This is a genomic window from Aureimonas jatrophae (genome assembly GCF_900104035.1).
Taxonomy (GTDB): Bacteria; Pseudomonadota; Alphaproteobacteria; order Rhizobiales; family Rhizobiaceae; genus Aureimonas; species Aureimonas jatrophae.
In genome coordinates this window covers 125,304-147,306 of record NZ_FNIT01000003.1, presented here as the reverse complement: position 1 = coordinate 147,306, position 22,003 = coordinate 125,304, and the positions used below count along the sequence as shown (strand labels likewise).

The following is a 22,003-nucleotide window of genomic DNA, read 5'->3' as shown; positions in this document are numbered from 1 at the left end:
CCACGCGCTATCTACCATTTATCGCAGCGAAATTCCGCCTTTCCGTGTTGCACGACGGATGAGTTCGGGCGGATCGGGATCGGCGACGACGCGGCTGTCGGCGTCAGGATCCAGGTAACGAGTACGAGGCGCGGCAAACCATGTCGAACATCAAGACGGCCGAACAGCTTTCCGACGAGGCGGTCAACGAGTTGGAAGCCGCGTTGCAGGACACGGACCTTCTGGGCGACCCGGATCAGGTGACGACCGCGGGACTTGCCGCCGGTCATGTCGAAGAGGCTGAACTCAAGGCCGAGGACGTGTCGATCGACTTCGCGCTCAGCGAGTTCGAACGAAGCGTCGAGGAAGCGACCAACGCCCATCGCGACGAGCCGGAGGTCGAGGCTGTGGCCTCGCCCGAAGCCGGCGAGCTTGTGACGGACGAGGCGGACGAACTCCCGGAGTTCTCGCTGACCGACGAAGACCTTCTGGATCCTCCGTCGTCGGCGGTTCCCGCCGTAGAGCCACCGGTCGCGCTCGTTTCCGACATCCCGCCCGCATCCGATGTTCCCGGCGCGGCTGCCGCAGGCGCAGCGGCGGGTTTCACGGCCGCTCAGCTGGCCTCCTCCCGATTGCGCGCCGAGCGCACGGGCGACGAACGCGAAGTGGTCACGCCTGCCGCCTCGACCGCAACCGCCACGGACAGGCTCGAAACGCCCCGTCGGTCCTCGGCCAAGTCGGAGCCTGTGGTCGACACCGTTCGCTCCCGCGTCGCGAACGACGAGAAACGCTCGGCGGCTGTGATGGCCGATGCGCTGCTCAGTCGACGTGCCTCCCGACGCACGGTGGTGATCGGCAGCGTCGTCGCCCTGGCCTGGGTCGCGCTGTCCGGTGCTGCGGTTGTCGCCATGCTCAACGATCAGGCCGGCGGGTTCTCACTCAGCCGGTCCAGTCTTTCGCTCACCATGGCAGCGGTGGCTGTCGCCCTCCCGGCACTGCTGATCGTCGCCTTCGCGCTGATGATGCGCCGTTCTGCCGATCTTCGCTTGATGAGCCGTTCGCTCGCCGAGGTCGCCTTGCGTCTCGCGGAGCCGGAGTCCATCGCCTCGGAGCGTGTCGCAAGCGTTGCGCAGGCAATCCGGCGCGAGGTTTCGGCGCTGGGTGAAGGCGTCGAGCGAGCACTGGGCCGAATGGGCGAACTGGAAGGCTTGGTGCAGACCGAGGTTTCGTCGCTGGAACGCGCCTATGCCGACAACGAGGTCAAGATCCGTGCGCTCGTCGCCGATCTGGCGACCGAGCGTGAAGCCATGCTGCAACACGCCGAGCATCTGCGCACATCGGTGATCGGGTCGCATGAGCGCCTCGTTCACGACGTCGACGGAGCGTCCACGCGCATTCTCGCGCAGATCGAGGATGCCACGGCCCGACTGCACACGCTGATGGACGAGCGAAGCCGCGCGCTGTCGGCGGCCTACGACGAGCGCAGCCAGGACCTGGCAGGCCGCCTGGATGCGCGAAGCCGCGAGGTCGACGGCGCGCTCCAACAATCGAGTCAGGATGTTCTGGAGCGCATCGCACGCGCCGCCGGAGAAACGACGGGGCAGTTCGAGGCGGCGTCGCGCGACTTGGCGGAGACGATGGAGCGGCAGGCTGCCGAACTGCAGGCGCGAACCGATGCCATGGTCGAGCGTCTCGCGGTTGCCGGTACGGAAGCGGACGAGCGTGTCCGGGCGTCGAATGCCACCCTTTCCGAGCTTCTCGAGACGCGTGCCGCGCTTCTCACCCATGGAACGGATACCTTCGACCGCAATCTGGCTGCGGTCTTTGACGAGCGTACTCAACGCGCGACGGCGGATGGCGAGGCTCTCGTCGCGCGTCTAACCTCCGCACTCGATGAGCGTACGCAACGCCTTACCGGCGACGGCGACCGCTTCATCGACCGTTTGGATCAGAACCTCGGCGAACGGATCGAGCGCGCCCATTCGCTTCTCGGCGAGCGCAATGGAGAAGTCCTGCGGGCTCTGGATGCGCGCCTGGCGACGCTGGAGACGCTGGTCGGCGTTCGTGCCGGTGCCATTGTCGAGACGCTTGGCGAGCGCGGTGCGGCGCTAGAGCGCTCGGTCGACGAGGCCGACGCCACGCTGCGCAATCGGGCCGGTGAGTTCGACCGCATGCTCGCGGAGCGTACCGCCGTGATTGCTGCGACCTTTGCTTCCGGACAGTCGCATATCGAGAGCACGGCATCGGCTGCGGTCGGTCGCGTGGATGAAATCCTCGTCGGCCAGGGCGATCAGTTGCGCGCCCTCTTCGACGCACGCATCGGTTCGCTCGGTTCGGTTCTGAGCGATAGCGCCGCCGAGATCGATACGTCGCTGGCTTTTGCCCAGCAAAACCTTCTGGCTTCGCTGGAGGAGCGCGCCCAGGCCATAACCGAAACCCTGGACGGGAACACTGCTCGTATCGAGGCTGCTCTCGATGGGGCCGATGGCCGCCTGGCTGCGGGCGTGGCCGCGAAGACCGAGGCGATGCGTATCGTTCTCGACCAAGGCGTCGAGCGATTGACGGGAGTCATGGACGCGCGTCAGGAAACCCTCGGCGGTGTCTTCGCCGACCGTCTGGAGCGCATCAACGCGCTTCTGGCCGAGCGTTCCTCGGCGATCAACGTCTCGCTGGAGGGCCAATCGCGCGCGATCGGCGAAGCGATCGAACTGCAGCGCGGTGAACTGACGCGAACCCTGGATGGACGAACCGGCCGCTTCCTGGCGGATCTGGACGATCGCAGTCGTGCGCTTTCGACGAACGTCGCGGATCGCCTCGCGTCCGGAGAAACGTTGATGCGCGAGAGCGGCGACCGCCTCGCCACGACGCTGGAACACTACACGTCGCGACTCGATGGTGACGTCATCGCGCGCCTCGAAGCCGTGCTCTTGGCCGACGAAACACGTCGCGAAGAGTTCGTTGAACGGCTCGGCGGTCAGACAGCCGTGATCGAGAACGCCTTCGAGGCCGCGGTCCGTCAGGTCGCGGAAACGCTGAACGCACGGGTCACGGAATTGCGGGGCCAGCTCGAATCGTCCGGTAGCTCGATCGCCTCGCTGATCGACGAGCGCACCGGGGAGCTTTCGACCGAGCTCGGCATCGGTGCCTCGGCAGTTCTGGCCGCCATCGAGAGCGCGTCGGAACTTCTCACCCAAGGCCTGGAGTCGCGCGGCTCGACCCTGCGCGACAACGTCGAAGCGGCCCGCGCTGCGATCTTCGACGGCCTCGAACAGCGGATCGATGCGCTACGCAACCTGTCCGACAGCACCGGCACGTCGCTTCTGACGGACCTCGATGCTCGAACCGAGAAGCTTGCGACCGAACTCGACCGGGGCCGCAGCGGCATCCTGACGACGTTCGACGGTCGCTTGGAAGCCCTTCGCGCAGCGCTCATCGAGTCCGATGGGCAGCTGGCGACCGCCATGGACGAGCGCCGCGACAACCTCACCTCGGCGATCGAGGATGTGGCCAGCTCGCTGGCCGCGACCCTAGGCGACCGTGCCGACGACGTGCGCCGCGCGCTGGAACAGAGCGCAGGTCTCGTCACCCAGTCCCTCGAGGAAAAGCGGACCGAGATCGAAACGGCGTTGCAAGGCGGCGCCACGGCGCTCGCCCAGGCGGTCGATCAGCGGACCGAGACGATCTCGGCGACGCTGGATCGCGGCCTTGCCAACATCGAGCGCACGCTGAACGGCCGAGCATCGCTGATTGCCGATACGTTGCGCGAATCGATCGTCGCCGCGACCGCCAATCTCGGCGAGGAGGCCGACCGTGCCCGCACCGGATTGCAGGGCGAGACCGAGCGGTTCTCGGTGATCGTCGGCGACATCGGCCGCGCGTTCCAGACATCGTCGGAGGAGGCACGAGCGCGCTTCGCTGATGAAGCGGCCCGCTTCGAGGAGCGCCTCCTCAACGTCCAGGCATCCGTTGCCGAGACGTCCGAGACGGCTCGCCAGACCCTGACCGGCGAAGCCGAGCGTGTCGCTCGCGACATCGCGGCCTCGGCGGAAGCGATTCGCGCCGCCGGCGAGGAGTCGCGGAAGCGCTTCACGCAGGAAGTCGAAGCGTTGGGCCGCAACGTGGCGGATGTCACGGCCCGCATGAAGGGTGACACGGAGGAACTGCGCGAGGCGCTGGCCCTGGAAGGCGACGCCTTCACCACTCAGATCGGCGGCGCGTCGTTGGCCATGCGCAGCGAGGCGGAAGCAGCGCGCGAACGCTTGGCCGAGGTCGCCGGCGAGTTCGCGGGCAGCCTGGAAGCCATGGCGGAGCGGCTACGCGAGGAGGCCGACGCCGCCCGTCAGAAGGTGGCAGACCAAGCGGTGGTTCTCGCGGGTGAGGTCGATGCCGCGGGCGAGCGCCTGCGGATCGTCGGAGATCAATCTCGCGAGCGCTTCGTGACCGATGCGGCGCAGATTCGCGAGGAAATGGCGGCAGCGTCGATTGGCATGCGCGATCAGGCGGATGCCATGCGTCGCGAGGTGGGCGAGCATACGAACGCTCTCGTGACCGACTTCACGAGCGCAAACGACCGCCTCCGCGAGGCGGGCGATCTGGCTCGTCGCCTCATCCGCGAGGATGCCGGGCGCATCGCGACCGACGTCGGCAATCTGGCGCTCGCGATGCGCGGCGAGACCGACGTCGCCAAGCGCGAGATCGAGGCGCATGCGCAGCGGGTCGTGACCGGCATGCAGGAGGCAACCGCCCTCCTCCAGTCCGCCACCGAAGACGCGCATGAGCGCATCGGTGGCGACACCGGGCGTCTGGTCGAGAGCTTGGCTGCTGCATCCGCCGCGCTGGGCCAACAGGCCGAGGAAGCCCGCACCCGCATCAACGCCGATGCTGAAGCGTTCGCGTTGAAGGTGCGGGAGGCCGCAGAAACCGTCGCGGCCGAGACCGATCGTGGTCATGAGGCCCTCGAAACGCGGGCGACGCGGTTTGTCGAGGAACTCTCGGGCCTGTCGTCTTTGATCGGCGACGCCTTGTCGGGTGCGAACGGCGGGATGCGGGACGAACTGGCGGCAGCGGCCAGCCAGTTGCGCAGCGAGGTCGACGCCGCCGCCGCCGGCATCCGTAACGATTTTGCCGGCATCGCCGTCGCGATCCGCGAGGAAAGCGGCGAGGTATCGGGCAACATCTTGCGCAACGCGGAGGCGACGCGCCGATCCATGGTCGAGGAAGGCTCGCAGATCGCGCAACGCCTTGCCGACGCGGCCCATGCGATCCGGATCGAGGCCGAGCAGGCTCGCGAGCGCCTGCTGGCCGACACGTCGACCTTTGGGCAGGAGATCGAACGGCAGGTCGAGGGTGCGGACCGCATCCTGTCGCTACGGGCGGACGACGTCGGGCAGCGCATGGACGAACGGACCCGCGCGCTGTCCGACCTGCTCGGAGAGCGCAACGCCGAGATTGCGCGTCTGATCGAGGAGGAAACCCGCCCGATCGTCGACCGACTGGGCGCGAGTGGATCGGAAGCGGTCCGCGCCCTGGAAACCGCATCGCGCGAGGTTGCGGCCCGTATCCGCGACGAGAACGCGCAGGCCGCGGAGGCCTTCTCGGCCCGCGCACAGGAAACGATCCTGCAACTGGGCCGCTCGGCTCAGGAACTGGTCGAGGCGATCGGCCGCAAGACCGACGATGCGACGGGTGCCATCGAGGGTACCCGGTCCATCCTCGTGAGCGAGGTTGCTCAGCTGGTGGATCGGCTTGCGTCGGGCAACGCAGCGCTTCAGGAACTGCTGGAGGAGGCCAACGGGAGCCTGGGGCGGGCAGAGAGCACGCTGCACGACACCGGCGGTCGCTTCCGCGAACAGGCCGAGCGTCTTGGCGACGAGATCGCAGCGTCCTCCGACAGACTCGAGAGGAACGTCACGCAGCTCGGCCAGGCGACCAGCGGTTCCGCAGAGCGTCTTTCCGCCCTGCTCGATCGCTTCGATCAGCACGGTCGCACCCTTGGTGAGGTCGCTAGCCTCCTGGACTCGACGCAATCAAACCTGCAGCTGACGCTCGACGAACGGCGCGAGGCGCTCGACACCCTTGCCCAAGGTCTGACGCAACGCTCCGGCGAGATCAACGGCATGCTTCGCTCGTTCGAAGGCGTGGTCGGAGGCCTGTTCTCCGATGTCGAGGCGCGCAGCTCGCGGTTGACGCAATCGCTCACGGACGGCCTGTCTGCGACGTTGTCCGAGACCGGACGCCAGCTCGAAGAGACCGAACGCCGGTCGCAGGAGGCGTCGGAGCACGTACGCGAGTCGGTTCAAAGCGTGATCGAGGAAGCGACCGAGCGTTTCTCGTCGGCGACCGGCGATCTGCGTCGCGCGGCACAGGACATTCGCGAGGAACTCGAGAACGCACGCGGCGAAATCCGTCGCGGCGTATTCGAACTGCCAGACGAGACACGCGAAAGCACCCGCGCCATGCGGCGCGCGGTGTCGGATCAGATCCGTGCCCTGCGCGAGCTGAGCGAGATCGTGTCCCAGTCGGGACGTGCCCTCGACGCGCAGGTCCCGCAGTCCGTTCGCCGCAGCGTGCAGGTCGACGCGCAGCCGCAACGGGTTGCCGCCGCACCTCGCGCCGCAACGATCACCGACGAGGAGATCGAGAACCGGTTGGCCGGCAACCTGGCGGCCGAAGGCAACCTGGCGCGTGACATGCGCAACACCGATTACTCGGTTGCGGCGCGCTCCGAGACTCGTCCGGCCACGCCGCCGGTTCAGTCGGCCCCGGCGCGCGCGGCTTCTACCTTGCGTCCGGCGACGCCAGCAGCGGTACCGGCGGCGCAGGCCGAACGGCAGGGTGGATGGGTATCCGACCTTCTGCGTCGCGCTTCGGAAGACGAGGACGAGGCCGCCCCTGCCCGCGAGGCGGAAGGCGAGCGGCGTCCGATGCAAGCCGAGCGCAGCCAGGCTCACGTGGTCGACTCGCTGAACTCGCTGTCGGTGGATATCGCACGGGCCATCGACCACAACGCCTCGGTGGAGTTGTGGGACCGATACCGGGCTGGCGAGCGCAACGTGTTCACGCGCCGGCTCTACACGATGAAGGGGCAGCAGACCTTCGACGAGATCCGGCGCAAGTATCAGCGCGACACGGAGTTCCGGAAGGCGGTGGATCGTTACATCGCGGACTTCGAACTGTTGTTGGCGGATGCGGCCCGCAAGGATCCGGACAACACACGGTCCAAGGGGTATCTGACCTCCGACACCGGCAAGGTCTATACGATGCTCGCGCACGCCTCCGGTCGCTTCGACTGATCCGTTCGTCTTCCGGTTGATCGAAACGGGCCGACTCCCCAGGGGTCGGCCCGTTTTCGTTGCCGAGGCCTCCCCAACAGTCAGTCACAGTAGGTCCGCTACGGAAACCAAGGCTGTGCGCGCCGGCCTTTGCCTCGAACAAAACGCTTCACAGAAAGCTGTCGCTCAGTCGCAGCAAGAGTTCGCCCAACCCGTCAAGCGACGTCCGGCAAACCGCGGCGCACCAACCCTGAAACGAGAAAGGCCCGCCTGGGACAGGCGGGCCTTTTTATGAACGTCCGTCGCCGACCGTTCAGACGAGGCCGATTGTCCACGCTACGATTTCGTCCGCCACGGAGCCGAAGGCGTCGTCGATTGCCTCGACATAGGCTGCGTTGCCGGTGCCACGCGCCGCTTGCTCACCACGGAAGATGCGCGTTGCTCGCACCTGACCGGTCCGGTCATTCAGGACCTTAGCGGAAATCTCCACGATCGCGGTCGGGCTCGGCGTCAGCGCCATCTCGAAGCGGCGAACTTCCATGACGACCTGATAATCGATCGCCAATCCCTGCCCGGGAACGCCGGCCGCACCGACGCGTCCGGTATTCTGGAAACCCTGCAACAAGCGCAACTGAACGAGGCGCGGCAGGCGATCGGTCCATTGGCTGTCGCCCAGGTATTCGACGGTCTGCGCAGTCGGTTTGACCACGATCTGCTGGCTGTCGAGCGTCTTGGTCGCCGTCGGCTCGGGTATCAGGATTTGCGCGCGTGTCGAAGCCCGTCTCGTCTGGGCGGGTGGCGGCGGCGAAAGCTCGAAGGTGGCGGGCGGCTGCCGGGTCGAACCGCAGGCTGCCAGAACCGCCGCCGCGGCGCCGAGAACGAGAAACTTCGATATGGCGAAACGCGGCATGGTCCCCTCAACGCAGTCGAATGGCGAAGCGGGCACACACCCGCATTTGCCGACAGTCTTCTTCCCGTCCGTCGTCAACGGCGCACCCGGCCGTCGTACTCGCGAACCTGACCGGAACCGCTACCGCTTCCACCGAACAGAACGCGACTGGGGTCGTTCGTCAGATCGACGATGGCGGTCTCGACGCGGCGGACGGCTTCCGTTGTCGTTCGGATCAGGTTGCGGACTTCCTGCAGGCCCTGACCCGAGAAATTCTGAATGTTGGCCGTGATCGGCCCGACCGAGCGCTGGATCGTCTCGGCGGTCTGCCGGATCGATTGCAGCGTCGTCCGAGCCTCCGCCGTCAGGCCTTGTCCGTCCGGGCTGTTCACGAGCCCGTCGACGGAGCGGATCAGGCCCTGGACCTGAGCCGACGCCACCCGCAGATTGGCGCTCGTGTCCCGGGCATTGGTGATGAACTGGTTGATGTCCTCGCGACGGTTGCCGATGTCGTCGGCGACGCCTCGAACGGAGTCCGCTGCAGCAGCGATGTTGGTGGTCGCCGAGGACACGTTGTTGATGGCGTCGCCGACATCGGCCGGATCGATACCCGCCAGGATCTCGTCGACACGCGCACGCGTGCCGTTCAAGCCGGACAAGGCTCCGTTCAGCGTTGCGAGAGCCGTGTCGGCGCCGGCGATCACGGAGCCCACGCGATCCGACTGCGCGTCCAGCGCCCCGGCGAAGCTGCTCACGCCGTCGACCGTTCGCCGGATCTGTTGGGGATCGACGGCAGCTGTGATCTCCTTCACGTCGGCCAGGGTCGTGTCGAGGCGCGAGGCGACGCTGGTCGCCGTCTCCGACAGGGGTCCAAGGCGTCCGAGGAAGGCCTGAACGCTAGGCAGGCTGTCGTTGATCGTCTGCCCGACGCCACCGAAGCTGCGGGCGGTCGATGTGATCGAGTCGATCGCGGCCACGATGTCGCCCGTCTCGTCGCGAACGGCTTGCGTGATCGCCGCGACGTTCTGGATCGACTGGTTGACGGAGGCGACATCGAGTGCGCCCACGAAGTTGCCGACCTGATCGAGGATGGGAGGCAAACGCAAGGCGACGTTGTTTGCGCTTTCCGACAAGCGGCCAAGGCTGCCGAGGAAATCGTCGATCTGGTCGGCGTTCGCGGCCAGGCTCGCGGTGAACGTCTGGACGTTCTCGGAGGTGCGGCTGACGTTCTGCGCCGTGGTCAGGACGGCCGGGCCAACCGCCTGGACGATGCTTTCGAACTGGCTGAGGATGTTGTTGGCGCGTTCCGCGATATCGCGGGCCGTCGCCAGAATATCGGTGACGTCGGACGGATTGGCGACGATTACGGGAACGGCGCCCTGCTCCGCCGCCGATGCGATGATGTTGCGATCGTTCACGTTGCCGCCCGACAGGCCGATGAAGCTGATGCCGGTCAGGCCCTGGGAGCCGAGCGAGGCCGTGGTCGAGGTCGTCACCGGCGTGGTGCGATCGATCTGCGTCGTCGCGATCACGACCCGGGGGTTGTTGGGATCGATGCGCAGGTTCGTGACCGACCCGACGGCCAGGCCGTTGAAGAGCACCTGACTGCCCTGGCTCAAACCGGAGACCGAGCCCTCGATGCGGACAAGCAGCGTCGTGCGCGTGTCGCGGTCCGATACGTTGGCGGTCCAGTAGACGAAACCGAAGCTCGCCAAGAGAACGACGACCGTGAAGATGCCGACGAGAACGTAGTTGGCCCGGTTTTCCATCAGTGCTTCTCGTCGGTATTTGTGTCGTCGTCCGGGACCACGATGGCCCGGGCGCGCTTGCCGTGGAAATAGGATCGGACCCAGGGGTCGTCGTTGTCGAGCATGGTCTGGAGCGGCCCTTCGACGAGGACCTTCTTCTTGCCGAGCACCGCAATGCGGTCACAGGCCTGGTAAAGGCTGTCGAGATCGTGGGTCACCATGTAGACCGTCAGACCGAGCGTGTCGCGCAGCGTCATGATGAGCTCGTCGAACTCGGCGGCGCCGATCGGATCGAGACCCGAGGTCGGTTCGTCGAGAAACACGATGTCCGGATCGAGCGACAGCGCCCGGGCTAGAGCCGCGCGCTTGATCATGCCGCCGGAGAGTTCCGAGGGGTACTTCTCCGCCGCATCCGGCGCGAGGCCGACGAGATCGATCTTGAGCCGGGCCAGCTCGTCCATGAGCGGCGGCGACAGGTCGAGATACTCCCGCATCGGTACCTGGATGTTTTCCAGCACCGTTAGCGACGAGAACAGCGCGCCTTGCTGAAAGAGGACGCCCCAACGCTGCTCCACCGACAAGCGCTGCTCCTCGGGAGCGCGCTCGTAATCGATGCCGAAGACCTCGATCGTCCCGCCCTGCTTGGCGTTCAGGCCGAGAATCGTGCGCAACAGAACCGACTTGCCGGTCCCCGACGCTCCGACGAAACCGAGGATCTCGCCACGGCGTACGTCCAGGGAGAGCCCGTCGAGAATCGTCTTCGACCCGAACCGGACCGTGACGTCGCTCGCGCGGATGATCACGTCGTCTGTGCCGCCGGACCTCGGTCGGGACGTTTCAGTATCCGATGGCGGCATAGAAGATCGCGAAGACGGCATCGAGGAAAATCACGAGAAAGATGGACTTCACAACGGAGGCGGTCACGTGTTGACCGAGGCTCTCGGCGCTACCGCCGACCTTCAGCCCCTCCATGGATGCGACGACGCCGATCAGGATGGCCATGAACGGCGCCTTGAGAAGGCCCGCAAAAACCGTCCCGACGGTCACGGCGGCGCGCATGCGCGTGATGAAGGCCTCGGGCGGAATGCCGGAATAGATCCACGTGATGGCGATCGCGCCGAGGAGGCCCGCGATATCGGCGATGAACGCGAGCAGCGGCAGGACGATGATCAGGGCCACGAGACGCGGGAATACGAGCACGCCGATCGGATTGAGGCCGATCACGTGAAGGGCGTCGACCTCTTCGCGCATCTTCATCGAGCCGATCTCGGCGGTGATCGCGGAGCCGGAACGGCCGGCGATCATGATCGCCGTTAAGAGAACGCCGATCTCGCGGAGCTGGAGGATGCCGACGAGATCGACCACGAAGATCTCGGCGCCGAAGTTGCGAAGCTGGAAAGCGCCCTGCTGCGCGATGACCGCGCCGATCAGAAAGCTCATCAGCGCGATGATCGGCACGGCGCGCACGCCCATGCGATCCATCTGATTGACGATGGCGGCCGGCCGCCAGCGCGTCTGCCCCGTCAGCCGGCGTCCGGCGCCGTACAGCGCGGCGCCGACGATATTCAATCCCGACAGGCTTTCGCGCCCGACCGCGAAGACGTTCGCACCGATCGCGGCGAAAAAGTCCGTCAGCGGCGTCTTGGCAGCCTTCTTGGGTTCCGGCCGCTTGACGTCGAGCGCCTTGCGCACAGCGTCGAATAGCGTCTGGTCGGTGTCCGCGATTCCCTGGAAGTCGACGTTGCCACCGTTGCCGCCCAGACGCCGCGCCAGTCGCTCCACGAGGTAGGCGCCCGACGTATCGAACCGTCCGACCCCGGAGCAATCGATCGTGACCGTCTTGCCGAGATCGGCCTTCCCAGTTTCCTCGACCTTGCTCTCGATGCCACCCACGGTGCGAGCCAGCCAATCGCCGCCCAACCGCAACGTCAGACCGCCGCCGTCCTTGTCGGCGTCGATCGTCGGAGCGGCAGCCTCACGGCCGGGCTGACGCTGTTCGGATTGCGGCACGTCGAGCATGCGGGAGGGTCGGGATCCTTGCTTTCGGGGGCCGTTCGGAGCGTAGGTTGCGGGCAGGCACCTGCTGCCGAACGGAGCGGCTCGCTGGTCGTAGACCTAGTGGACGCCACGGGGCGGGCATAGAGTCGTTGATCGATCGTGAAGGATTATCATGCGCCGTCGTCTTTCGGTCACAGTGGAACGCTGGCCCCTGGCAGCCGCCTTCACGATTTCTAGGGGGTCGAAAACGGAAGCCGTCGTGGTCCGCTGCCAGATCGATGAAGACGGCGCTTCCGGCCAAGGGGAATGTGTTCCCTACCTTCGCTATGGCGAAACGCCGGAGCGCGTAGTGGAGTTGATCGAGACGATGCGCGCGTCGCTCGAGGCCGGACTGGGGCGAACGGAACTGCAATCGCGGCTGCCGCCCGGCGCGGCTCGCAATGCGGTCGATTGCGCGCTGTGGGACCTGGAGGCGAAGCTGACGGGCACGCCCGTCTGGAAGCTGGCCGGCCTTAAGGAGCCTGGCGCGGTCGAGACGGCGTTCACGATCTCGCTAGCGAGCCCGAACGCCATGGCGGAAGCGACGCGGATTGCGGCAACGCGCCCTGTGCTGAAGATCAAGCTAGGGGCCGGCGATGGGTACGACGGTGAGCGGATGCGGGCGGTGCGTGCTGCGGCCCCGAACGCAAGACTGCTGATCGATGCCAACGAGGGCTGGCGCGAGGACACGATCGTCGCGAGCCTGCGCGAGGCGGCGCGCATACGGGCGGTCGTCGTCGAGCAGCCGCTTCCGGCGGCCGAGGACGGATCGCTGGCTCGACTGCCGCATCCGGTTCCGGTCTGTGCGGACGAGAGCGTCCATGGAGCGGATAGTATTGCAGCGCTGACCGGTCGCTACGACTACCTCAATCTCAAGCTCGACAAGACCGGAGGTCTCACCGAGGGACTGCGCTTCCTGCGCGAGGCGCAGGCGCGCGGGTTCGGTGTGATGGTGGGTTGTATGGTGGGGACATCGCTGTCGATGGCACCGGCGCTTTTGCTGGCTCAGGAGGCGGACTATGTCGATCTGGACGGCCCCCTTCTTCTGGCGCGGGATCGTGAGCCGGGACTGCGCTACAAGGCCTCGCGCGTCTTTCCGCCAGATCCCGCGCTGTGGGGCTGACGCTCAAGCGGCCAGCACGGCCATCTCCGGGAGCGGACGGGTCCTGCGGCAGCTTTCTGCGGCCGCCAGGAACCCTTCCGCGCAGGCACGCCACGTGAAGTCGCGGGCACGTTCCACGGCGCGCGCCGGATCGATGCGCAGCGCTGCCAGGCAGGCCGCGCGCAGGTCGGTCGAGATCACGCCCGCTCCGCTGACGCCCGCGATCTCGACCGGGCCTGGTTCCGGAAACGCCGCGAACGGGAGCCCGCAGGCGAGCGCTTCGATCAGGACGATCCCGAACGTGTCGGTCCGCGATGGAAACACGAAGACATCGCCTGCCGCATAGTGGCGTACGAGATCGTCGCCCGTCCGCGCTCCGGCGAAATGAACCTTCGGATACCGTCGCCGCAACGACACCAGCGCCGGGCCGTCGCCGACGACGAGCTTCGATCCCGGCAAATCAAGGTTCAAAAAGCCCTCGATGTTCTTCTCCGGCGCCAACCGCGACACGGTAACGAAGACAGGACGAGGCAGGTCTAGCGCGACCGGCTCGACCGGGCGGAACTGCGCGAGATCGACACCGCGACTCCATGTGGTCAGCCGACCGAAGCCTCGAGCCAGGAGGTCGTTTCGCATCGCGCCGGTTGTCACGAGACAGGTCGTTGCCGGCGCATGGAAACGGCGCAGGAGAGCGTAGGACAAACCCAGCGGCACCGGCGCGCGGCTCCGGACGTATTCCGGGAAGCGCGTATGGAAGCTCGTCGTGAAGCGGGTTCCCGAGGCGAGGCAGACCGCGCGCAACTGAACGCCGATCGGCCCCTCGGTCGCAAGGTGGACGATATCGGGATCGAACCGGCGCAGACGCTCGTGCAAGGCCTGCCTCCGAGCCCATGCCAAGCGGATTTCCGGATAGGTCGGGCAGGCGATCGTACGAAACTCGGCCGGCGTCACAAGGTCGACCTCGTGGCCCATCGCCCTCAACTCGGCGGCGAGGTTGGCGAGCGTTCGAACGACGCCGTTGACCTGCGGCAGCCAGGCATCGGTTCCGATCAGGATGCGCAACGGACACGCTCCGCAGCGATCGAAACGAGGTCCGGTTCGGTCGACGGCGACATTCGACGACCCGATGGCGGCATCGCAAGGTCCGGTCTGCGTGCGTCTCCGACATGGGTCCAGCGGATGAGTTCGAGCTGTCCGTCATGCCGCTCCGCAACAGCGGAACAGCTTTCCACCCAATCGCCCGTATTGACGTATTCGATGCCGCCCCGCATCGCGATCTGCGGGTGATGGATATGCCCGCAGATGACGCCATCGCAGTTCCAGCGGCTTGCTTCGTTCGCCAGAGCGGTCTCGAAGGCGCCGATGAAGGCGACGGCGTTCTTGACCTTGAATTTGACCCAGGACGAGAAGGACCAGTAGCCGAAGCCGATCCGTCGCCGGACCATGTTCAGGACATGGTTGATCGCAATGGCGGCGTCGTAGCCAAAGTCTCCGAGATACGCGAGCAGCCTCGCGTTGCGCACCACGACGTCGAACTCGTCGCCGTGCATGACCAGGAAACGGCGTCCATCCGCGGTTTCGTGGACGTCGTTGAGCTTGACCTCGATGTCTCCGAAGTGCCGTCCCAGGAAGTCGCGCGCGAATTCGTCGTGGTTGCCGGGCACGTAGATGACCCGCGTACCCTTGCGCGCCTTGCCAAGGATCTTGCGCACCACATCGTTGTGGGACGGGGGCCAATGCCAGGACCGCTTCAGGCGCCAGCCGTCCACGATGTCACCGACCAGATAGATCGTTTCCGCATCATGCCGGTCGAGAAAGTCGATCAGCAGCTCGGCCTGTGCGGCGCGAGAGCCAAGATGCACGTCCGACAGGAACAGCGTCCGGTACATCGGGATCGGGGCATGATGTGTCATGGGCATGCACCATCGAAATGCCTCTGGTGCGCCAGTTCCTGCCCGAGTCGCGTTGCATGCGTATGACGACCGTGCATTCACGCGTTGCCCCTGCCGGAGCTTGTGCTTTAGGAGGCATGCGACAACAGCGTTCGAACGGAGCCGCCCCATGGCCGATCACGATTCCCCTCGACCCGGCCCGGCGCGCAACGACCTCGATGCCCAAGCGCTCTTCTATCACCGGCATCCCAAGCCCGGTAAGCTCGGCGTTCAAGCGACCAAGCCGCTCGGCAACCAGCGCGATCTCGCCCTCGCCTATTCGCCGGGTGTTGCCGCGCCCTGCCTCGAGATCGAACGGGATCCGAGTCTTGCGGCCGACTACACGGGACGGGCCAATCTCGTGGCGGTCGTATCCAACGGCACGGCGGTGCTCGGCCTTGGGAACATCGGTCCGCTCGCCTCGAAGCCGGTGATGGAAGGCAAGGCGGTCCTCTTCAAGAAGTTCGCCGACATCGACGTCTTCGACATCGAGGTCGACGCCGTCGAGATCGACCGCCTCGTCGATGTCGTGGCAGCGCTGGAGCCGACGTTCGGCGGCATCAATCTTGAGGACATCAAGGCGCCCGAGTGTTTCGAGGTCGAGGAGAAGCTGCGGGCCCGCATGGGGATCCCGGTGTTTCACGACGACCAGCACGGCACCGCGATCATCGTGGCGGCGGCGGTGCGGAATGCTCTCTTGCTCTCCGACAAGCGGATCGAAGACGTCCGGATCGTCACGTCGGGCGCGGGGGCGGCGGCTCTGGCGTGCCTGAACCTTCTGGTCTCGCTCGGCGCGAAGCCTGAGAACATCACCTGTACCGATATCGACGGCGTCGTCTACGAAGGTCGGCCCGGGCGCATGGATCGCTGGCTCGCGGTCTATGCGCGCAAGACCGAGGCCCGTTCGTTGGCCGAGGTGATCGACGGCGCCGATATCTTCCTGGGGCTTTCGGCGGGCGGCGTGCTCAAGCCGGAGCTCTTGGAGAAGATGGCGCCGCGCCCGTTGATCCTCGCTCTTGCCAACCCGACACCCGAGATCATGCCGGAACTTGCCCGTGCGGTGCGGTCGGATGCGATGATCTGCACCGGCCGATCGGATTTCCCGAACCAGGTCAACAACGTCCTCTGCTTCCCGTATATCTTCCGCGGCGCACTGGATTGCGGCGCCACCGCCATCAACGAGGCGATGAAGGTCGCCGCCGTCGATGCGATCGCAGCGCTCGCCCGCGAGGAGGTGTCCGAGGTCGCGGCGAAGGCCTACGGGTCGGAAACGCCGATCTTCGGCCCCGAGTATCTCATACCGTCGCCCTTCGATCCGCGCTTGATTCTCAAGATCGCACCCGCCGTGGCACGGGCCGCCGAGGCGACCGGCGTTGCCGCGCGCCCGGTCACGGACTGGGACGCCTACCTCGATCGCCTGAACCGCTTCGTGTTCCGCTCGGGTCTCGTGATGAAGCCGATCTTCGCGATCGGCCGCGATTCCGGCAAGCGTGTGATCTTCGCGGACGGCGAGGACGAGCGGGTCCTGCGCGCCGCGCAGGTCATGCTGGAAGAGCGGATCGGCGTCCCGATCCTTGTCGGGCGTCCCAGCGTCCTGGAGTCGCGTCTGGAGCGCTTCGGTCTGCGCATTCGCCCGGGAACGGACTTCGAGGTCGTGAACCCGGAAGACGATCCGCGGTATCGCGACTATGTCGACCACTATTTCGCAAAGGTCGGCCGTCTGGGCGTGAACCCCGACACCGCCCGCGCGCTGGTTCGCACCAACACAACCGTGATCGCGGCCGTCTCGGTCTCGCGGGGCGATGCGGACGTGATGATCTGCGGACTGGGCGGACGCTTCTCACGCCACATCCGTGACATTCGACAGGTCATCGGCAAGGCGCCCGGCGTGCGCAATCTGTCGGCGCTCAGTCTCCTGATCTCGTCTGAGCGAACGCTCTTCTTCGCCGACACCTACGTTCAGGAGAGCCCTTCGGCGGAATGCCTGGCCGAGATCGCCAAGCTGGCCTCGGTTGAGATCCACCGCTTCGGCATCAAGCCGCGCGCGGCCCTCCTGTCCTCGTCCAACTTTGGAACGAGCGACATGGAGGACGCGGGCAAGCTGCGACGGGCGCTGGCCTTGGTTCAGGAAAGCGGCATCGACATGGAGATCGACGGCGAGATGCATGGCGACGCCGCCCTGTCCGAAGAACTGCGCCGCCGTGTGATGCCGGAAACCTCGCTCAAGGGCGATGCGAACCTGCTTCTCTTCCCGACGCTGGACGCCGCCAACATCACGATGAATGTCGTGAAGGTCACGACCGACGCGCTTCATGTCGGGCCGATCCTCCTTGGCACCGCGCGCCCGGCCCATATCCTGACGCCGTCGGTAACGTCCCGCGGCGTCGTGAACATGGCCGCCATCGCGGTAGCCGAGGCAGTCCAGAAGGAGGAAGGGCGCTCGCCAACTCCTTAAGGGCGTCGCTCCAACGCCCGCTGGCGGCCGATGAGGGGAAGAAGCGCGGACATGTCGGGTCCGTGCTCACGCCCTGTCAGAGCGACCCGAAGCGGCAGGAACAGAGCTCGTCCCTTGCGTTCCGTCCGCGCCTTCACGGTGTCCGTCCATCGCTTCCACGTCGCCTCTTCGAAGGGGTCCGACGGAAGCAAATCCAGAGCCTCGCGGACGAAGGCACGGTCACCCTCCTGCAAGAGGGCATCGCCTGCCGGCTGTCGCCATACGATGTCCGCCCAGTCTCGCGCGTCCGACACGCGCTCGCAATTGCCGCGAACCGCGAGCCAGAAAGCGTCGGTCTGTTCGGACGGGACGCCCATGTCGGCCAGCGCGGAAGCCACGTCGCTCGTCGGCTTGGCGTGAACCAGCTCCGCGTTGAGGCGCAGGAGGTTTGCCGGATCGAACTTGGCGCTCGACAGGGAAACGGCGTCGAAGTCGAGCCGTCGTGCGAGCGATTCGAGGTCCGGCACGGCCTCGATCGATCCCGACAGGCCGGTGAGGACCGCGAGCGACGCAATTGCCATCGGCTCGTAGCCTTCGCTCCGCAGCGTGCGAAGCGACAGCGCCCCGCTTCGCTTCGATAGACCTTCGCCGTCGATCGTGGTCAGAAGGTTGAAGTGCCCGAAGCGAGGGACCTGGACCCCGAGCGCCTCGAACATCGCGATCTGGACGCCGGTGTTGGTGACGTGGTCGTCGCCGCGCAGGATATGCGTGACCCCCATGTCGGCATCGTCGACGACCGAGGTGAACGTGTAGAGGTAGGTTCCGTCCTCGCGCCGCACCACGGGATCGGATAGCGACGAAAGATCGACGACCTCCTCGCCCCGGACAAGGTCCGTCCAGCGGATCTCCGTACGAACCGGATCGAGCGAGCCGGCGGGCGCATTGGGAAGACGGAAACGCCAGTAGGGCTGGCGTCCCTCGCCTGCCAGTCGGCTCCGCTCCTCGTCGCCGAGCCGAAGCGCGTCGCGTGTATAGACCGGCGAAAGACCGCGGGCGAGCCGACGACGACGCGCGCGCTCCAGTTCGTCAGGCGTCTCGAAGCACGGGTAGATCGCCCCCGACGCACGCAACCGTTCGAAGGCTGCGTCATATCGGTCGAGACGGTCCGACTGCCGGACGATCTCGTCGGGATGAATGCCGATCCAAGCGATGTCTTCGAGCACGGCGTCGGCATACTCGCGCTTCGATCGCTCCAGATCCGTGTCGTCGTAGCGCAGGATGAAGCGCCCACCCTCCCGCTGGGCGAACAGCCAGTTGAAGAGCGCGGGGCGTAGGTTGCCGATATGAAGGTAGCCGGTAGGCGACGGGGCGAAGCGGACGATGGGAGCCATACGTCGCGCTTAGACCGCGCGCCGCGACCGCGCAATCATGCTCGCGGCCGGGACATCTCCGGATCGGGGTCGATCCGGTCGACGATGGGCTCCGGCAGCGGCGGATCGAGCGGACGCAGATGAGCGCTTCCGCGCAGACGGAGCGAAACGAACGTCATGAGGATGGTCGCCACGAGGCAATAAAGCGCCATGGCATTGATCTGCGACGAGAGCGGCACGCCCCGATCGATCAGGACGCCTGTGAGGCCTGGCCCCAGCGCGGACCCGAAGACGATGGCCGCCAGGACGACGGATCGCAACTGTCCCAGGTGCTTCGTACCGTAGACTTCCGGCCACAGGGCCCCGAACAGCGTCGCGGAAAAGCCGTTGGAGATGCCGAGCAGCGCCATGAACAGGAAAACGAAGCCGATCTCGGTCGCGTTGGCGATCACGAGGCAGGCCAGCGTCATCGGAACCAGAAAGAACGGCAGGATCCGCAACGCCGTGAAGCGATCGATCATCCAGCCGCAGACAAGGGCAAAGCCTGCCGTAACGGCCGACATGACGATGAACGATGAAGCGAACAGTTCGAGCGGCCAGCCGCGCTCCTCGGTCAGGAAGACCTGATGGAAGAAGATGCTGGTGGCAATGAAGGGCGGAGCAAGGACGCCCAGGCACAGCACGTAGAATGCCCACGAGCGCAGGACCTCGCCGATGGTCCAGTCTCGCGCTGCCGGCCGCAGAGCGGTACGCTGCCCCGATGACGGATCCCGCTCAAGACGCACCAACGTCGTGATGGCGGGAAGCGCGACGAGAGCAAGGATCGCGGCCGATGCGATCCAGTTGCCGCGCCAACCCAGCCACGTGGCGAGCGTCACGAAGGATAGCGGAAAGATCGCCTCACCCGCCTGATTGCCGATCGTCGCGATCGACACGGCTCTCCCGCGATTGGCGATGAACCAGCGCCCGACGGCGGTGAAGGCGATCTGGGACATCATCCCCTGCCCGAAGAATCGCAGCAGGTAGATGGCGATGACGAGCATCGCGACGTTCTGAACGCTCGCCATCAAGAGGCATGCCAGCGCCAGACCCAGGATCACCACGGCGGCGACCTGGCGTGTCGAGAAACGATCCAGCAAGCGTCCGGCAAAGGGAAGCGTCGCGGCGCTGCCCAGCGTCGCGACCATGTAGATGAACCCGAAGGCCCCGTTCGATAGGGCGAGTTCACGCCGGATCTCACCACCCGACAGGGAGATGAAGAAGGTTTGCCCGAACGACGAACCGAAGCACAGGAGAAAGGCACCGCCGAGCCAACGAGCATTGCGGCGCGCGAAATCCAGGAAGCCAGTCATGCCGACCACTCCCATCCGAGCCAGGCGAGCCCTCCCTGCGCCAAGAACGGCTCGAGCACCGATGCCGAGACGAGCCAGCCGTACAACGCGATGGCGACGGCCAGCAAAGCAAAACCGATCGTGAGTTGCCAAGACGCGTGACGCCGCTCCGGCTCCCGGTCGTCGCCGAAGTAGCCGGCCGTGCGAACGCCCCACGCGTTGCGGATGGTGCCACCAGGACCCTCGCCACCCATACGCAACCGGCGAAGCGCAAAGGCGAAACGGGCTACGAAGAGTACGCCGACCGTCAACGCAGCCGCCGCCAGATCCGCAAGCGCGGGGAGTTCGTTCCGCATGGCATACGCTCATAGCTGCCGGCACCGAGATCCCGTGCGAGCTTTCCGATTCTTAATGGGAGCGCACGGCGGACGGTGTTCGCAGGCGCGTTATCTTCGGCGATAGCACGATCCGCACCGAAGCGTGAAACGTGCGGCACGACCCTCAACCAGGTTTGGAGGCGAACGATGGACCCGATTCGGAACGGCCGTAGCCTGGCCCTGCGTATCTTTGGACGCCCACTCGAGCGTTTGAAGCCGGTCGAACGACGCGTCCTGGAGAGTTCGAGCCAGGGGCATCCGATCTCCAGCGACGTCAACGACAAGGTTCAGGACGAGTCGACGTTCGGCGATCGATTGGCCGATTCGATCGCACGAGTCGGCGGGTCGTGGTCCTTCATTCTCGCGTTCCTGCTGTTTCTGGCGGTATGGGTGCTCCTGAACTCCGTCCTTCTCGTTCGGGAGGCGTTCGACCCCTATCCGTACATCTTCCTGAACCTCGTCCTGTCGATGATTGCGGCCATTCAGGCGCCGATCATCATGATGTCGCAGAACCGGGCGGCCAAGCGCGATCGGCTGGATGCGAGCCTCGACTACGAGGTGAACCTGAAGGCCGAGATCGAGATCATGGCGTTGCACGAAAAGCTCGACGACATGCGGCGAGAGGCGATGGATGGGGCGTTGCGCGACACGCTTCTCGCAATCGAGACACGCTTGGCCCGCATCGAGACGGGCCTGCGACATCCCAGTGCTTGAGCGCATCCAACGCAGGCGACGTTTGATCGCAACAGAGATGGGCGCAATCGTCCCGGGAAACCTTTTGGGTTTGCAAATTCATTCGCAAGCCCGACATAGCGTGCGCCAGGTGCGCTCCATCCGGGGCAGCGCTTTTTGGAGTCGCGCGTGTATGAAATTCTCGGCCTGATCGACCGGTTCGGTCCGATCATCGTCTTCATCGGAACGTTCTTCGAGGGCGAGGTCTTCGCGATCATCGGCGGATTCCTGGCCTATCGCGGCACCTATCCGTGGCAGTTGATGGCCACGCTGGCGTTGATCGGATCGTTCTGCGGCGATCTCGCGGTCTTTCTGTTCTCGCGATACTTCTCCGATAGCCGCTGGGTCCGGCGCTGGACGAAGAAGCCCAAGTTCGCGAAGGCGCTACGCCTCGTGGACCGCTTCCAGGCCTACTTCGTGATCGTGAACCGCTATGTTTACGGTCTGCGCGTCCCAGGCCTCATCGCTCTCGGACTGTCGTCGATCAGCGTTCGTCGCTTCCTCGTCCTGAATGCGATCGGCGCCTTTATCTGGGCGGGCCTGTTCACGACGATCGGCTACGTGTTCGGGTATTCCATCACCGGCGTCTTCGCGCGACTCGAGCAAATGGAGCACTGGGTGATGGTGATCGTCGGCGTGCTGCTCGTCCTGCTCGTCGCCTTCATCATGTGGCAGCAGGGCGGATCGTTGCTACGCGATCGGCTGTTCCGACGCGACCGGTGCGACGAGGACCTCGCGCCGTCCCGTCAGCCGGGCAAGCGCGGCGGCGAGTAAGCGGTCGCCCGCCCGAAAACGGGAAAGG

The 22,003-nt window shown here is 65.8% G+C and carries 14 protein-coding genes; 5 read left to right on the top strand and 9 right to left on the bottom strand.

Features of this window, described 5'->3' with window-relative positions:
• Positions 1 to 140: 140 nt before the first annotated feature.
• A complete protein-coding gene (locus BLQ76_RS08375; RefSeq protein ID WP_090671812.1) occupies positions 141 to 7,271 on the top strand; it encodes an apolipoprotein A-IV repeat region-like domain-containing protein in 7,131 nt (2,376 codons plus the stop codon).
• A gap of 292 nt (positions 7,272 to 7,563) precedes the next feature.
• Here the strand turns inward: BLQ76_RS08375 and BLQ76_RS08370 are convergent, their stop codons facing one another.
• The 4 genes from BLQ76_RS08370 to BLQ76_RS08355 all read right to left on the bottom strand — a co-directional run bounded on the left by BLQ76_RS08370 (position 7,564) and on the right by BLQ76_RS08355 (position 11,906).
• Entirely contained in the window at positions 7,564 to 8,160 is a 597-nt protein-coding gene (locus tag BLQ76_RS08370; RefSeq protein ID WP_090671809.1) for an ABC-type transport auxiliary lipoprotein family protein, read from the bottom strand.
• Positions 8,161 to 8,234: 74 nt separating this feature from the next.
• The gene (locus BLQ76_RS08365) at positions 8,235 to 9,908 is read right to left on the bottom strand and encodes an MCE family protein (RefSeq protein WP_090671807.1); all 1,674 of its coding nucleotides are present in this window, start codon (positions 9,906 to 9,908) and stop codon (positions 8,235 to 8,237) included.
• Positions 9,908 to 10,744, bottom strand: coding sequence for an ABC transporter ATP-binding protein (locus tag BLQ76_RS08360; RefSeq protein WP_090671804.1), 837 nt, complete (start codon positions 10,742 to 10,744; stop codon positions 9,908 to 9,910). Before BLQ76_RS08360 ends, BLQ76_RS08365 begins: the two co-directional genes overlap by 1 nt.
• Positions 10,725 to 11,906: an ABC transporter permease gene (locus BLQ76_RS08355; RefSeq protein WP_090671801.1), complete on the bottom strand. Its 1,182-nt coding sequence runs from the start codon at positions 11,904 to 11,906 to the stop codon at positions 10,725 to 10,727. Before BLQ76_RS08355 ends, BLQ76_RS08360 begins: the two co-directional genes overlap by 20 nt.
• A 151-nt stretch (positions 11,907 to 12,057) precedes the next feature.
• Between BLQ76_RS08355 and dgcA the strand changes: the two genes are divergently transcribed.
• Entirely contained in the window at positions 12,058 to 13,047 is a 990-nt protein-coding gene (gene dgcA, locus BLQ76_RS08350) for an N-acetyl-D-Glu racemase DgcA (RefSeq protein WP_090671796.1), read from the top strand.
• A gap of 3 nt (positions 13,048 to 13,050) precedes the next feature.
• Here dgcA and BLQ76_RS08345 read toward each other — a convergent pair whose 3' ends face one another.
• Both BLQ76_RS08345 and BLQ76_RS08340 read right to left on the bottom strand, forming a co-directional pair.
• On the bottom strand, positions 13,051 to 14,088 hold the full coding sequence (locus BLQ76_RS08345) for a glycosyltransferase family 4 protein (RefSeq protein WP_090671794.1): 1,038 nt from the start codon (positions 14,086 to 14,088) through the stop codon (positions 13,051 to 13,053).
• The gene (locus tag BLQ76_RS08340) at positions 14,076 to 14,939 is read right to left on the bottom strand and encodes a UDP-2,3-diacylglucosamine diphosphatase (RefSeq protein WP_090671791.1); all 864 of its coding nucleotides are present in this window, start codon (positions 14,937 to 14,939) and stop codon (positions 14,076 to 14,078) included. Before BLQ76_RS08340 ends, BLQ76_RS08345 begins: the two co-directional genes overlap by 13 nt.
• A 148-nt stretch (positions 14,940 to 15,087) precedes the next feature.
• On the opposite strand from BLQ76_RS08340, the gene BLQ76_RS08335 reads away from it, so the two are divergent.
• Positions 15,088 to 17,412, top strand: coding sequence for an NADP-dependent malic enzyme (locus tag BLQ76_RS08335; protein WP_090671788.1), 2,325 nt, complete (start codon positions 15,088 to 15,090; stop codon positions 17,410 to 17,412).
• Here the strand turns inward: BLQ76_RS08335 and gltX are convergent.
• From gltX to BLQ76_RS08320, 3 genes are read right to left on the bottom strand one after another with little or no spacing between them, the layout of a single operon-like run.
• A complete protein-coding gene (gene gltX, locus BLQ76_RS08330) occupies positions 17,409 to 18,782 on the bottom strand; it encodes a glutamate--tRNA ligase (RefSeq protein WP_090671786.1) in 1,374 nt (457 codons plus the stop codon). The genes BLQ76_RS08335 and gltX overlap by 4 nt on opposite strands.
• A 35-nt stretch (positions 18,783 to 18,817) precedes the next feature.
• Positions 18,818 to 20,113: an MFS transporter gene (locus tag BLQ76_RS08325; protein WP_090672649.1), complete on the bottom strand. Its 1,296-nt coding sequence runs from the start codon at positions 20,111 to 20,113 to the stop codon at positions 18,818 to 18,820.
• Positions 20,110 to 20,448 (bottom strand): hypothetical protein, encoded by a 339-nt coding sequence (locus BLQ76_RS08320; protein WP_090671783.1) that lies wholly within the window; start codon positions 20,446 to 20,448, stop codon positions 20,110 to 20,112. The genes BLQ76_RS08325 and BLQ76_RS08320 overlap by 4 nt, the downstream gene beginning before the upstream one ends.
• A gap of 168 nt (positions 20,449 to 20,616) precedes the next feature.
• Between BLQ76_RS08320 and BLQ76_RS08315 the strand changes: the two genes are divergently transcribed.
• On the top strand, positions 20,617 to 21,183 hold the full coding sequence (locus tag BLQ76_RS08315; RefSeq protein WP_090671780.1) for a DUF1003 domain-containing protein: 567 nt from the start codon (positions 20,617 to 20,619) through the stop codon (positions 21,181 to 21,183).
• Between the two features lie 147 nt (positions 21,184 to 21,330).
• The gene (locus BLQ76_RS08310) at positions 21,331 to 21,975 is read left to right on the top strand and encodes a DedA family protein (RefSeq protein ID WP_090671777.1); all 645 of its coding nucleotides are present in this window, start codon (positions 21,331 to 21,333) and stop codon (positions 21,973 to 21,975) included.
• Positions 21,976 to 22,003: the final 28 nt, after the last annotated feature.

Bases quoted from the DNA above. Each gene is read 5' to 3' on its own strand.
- BLQ76_RS08320 (WP_090671783.1), bottom strand. From the start codon at position 20,448: ATGCGGAACGAACTCCCCGCGCTTGCGGATCTGGCGGCGGCTGCGTTG.
- dgcA (WP_090671796.1), top strand. From the start codon at position 12,058: ATGCGCCGTCGTCTTTCGGTCACAGTGGAACGCTGGCCCCTGGCAGCC.
- BLQ76_RS08340 (WP_090671791.1), bottom strand. From the start codon at position 14,939: ATGACACATCATGCCCCGATCCCGATGTACCGGACGCTGTTCCTGTCG.
- BLQ76_RS08375 (WP_090671812.1), top strand. From the start codon at position 141: ATGTCGAACATCAAGACGGCCGAACAGCTTTCCGACGAGGCGGTCAAC.
- BLQ76_RS08360 (WP_090671804.1), bottom strand. From the start codon at position 10,744: ATGCCGCCATCGGATACTGAAACGTCCCGACCGAGGTCCGGCGGCACA.
- BLQ76_RS08315 (WP_090671780.1), top strand. From the start codon at position 20,617: ATGGACCCGATTCGGAACGGCCGTAGCCTGGCCCTGCGTATCTTTGGA.
- BLQ76_RS08365 (WP_090671807.1), bottom strand. From the start codon at position 9,908: ATGGAAAACCGGGCCAACTACGTTCTCGTCGGCATCTTCACGGTCGTC.
- gltX (WP_090671786.1), bottom strand. From the start codon at position 18,782: ATGGCTCCCATCGTCCGCTTCGCCCCGTCGCCTACCGGCTACCTTCAT.
- BLQ76_RS08370 (WP_090671809.1), bottom strand. From the start codon at position 8,160: ATGCCGCGTTTCGCCATATCGAAGTTTCTCGTTCTCGGCGCCGCGGCG.
- BLQ76_RS08335 (WP_090671788.1), top strand. From the start codon at position 15,088: ATGGCCGATCACGATTCCCCTCGACCCGGCCCGGCGCGCAACGACCTC.
- BLQ76_RS08355 (WP_090671801.1), bottom strand. From the start codon at position 11,906: ATGCTCGACGTGCCGCAATCCGAACAGCGTCAGCCCGGCCGTGAGGCT.
- BLQ76_RS08325 (WP_090672649.1), bottom strand. From the start codon at position 20,113: ATGACTGGCTTCCTGGATTTCGCGCGCCGCAATGCTCGTTGGCTCGGC.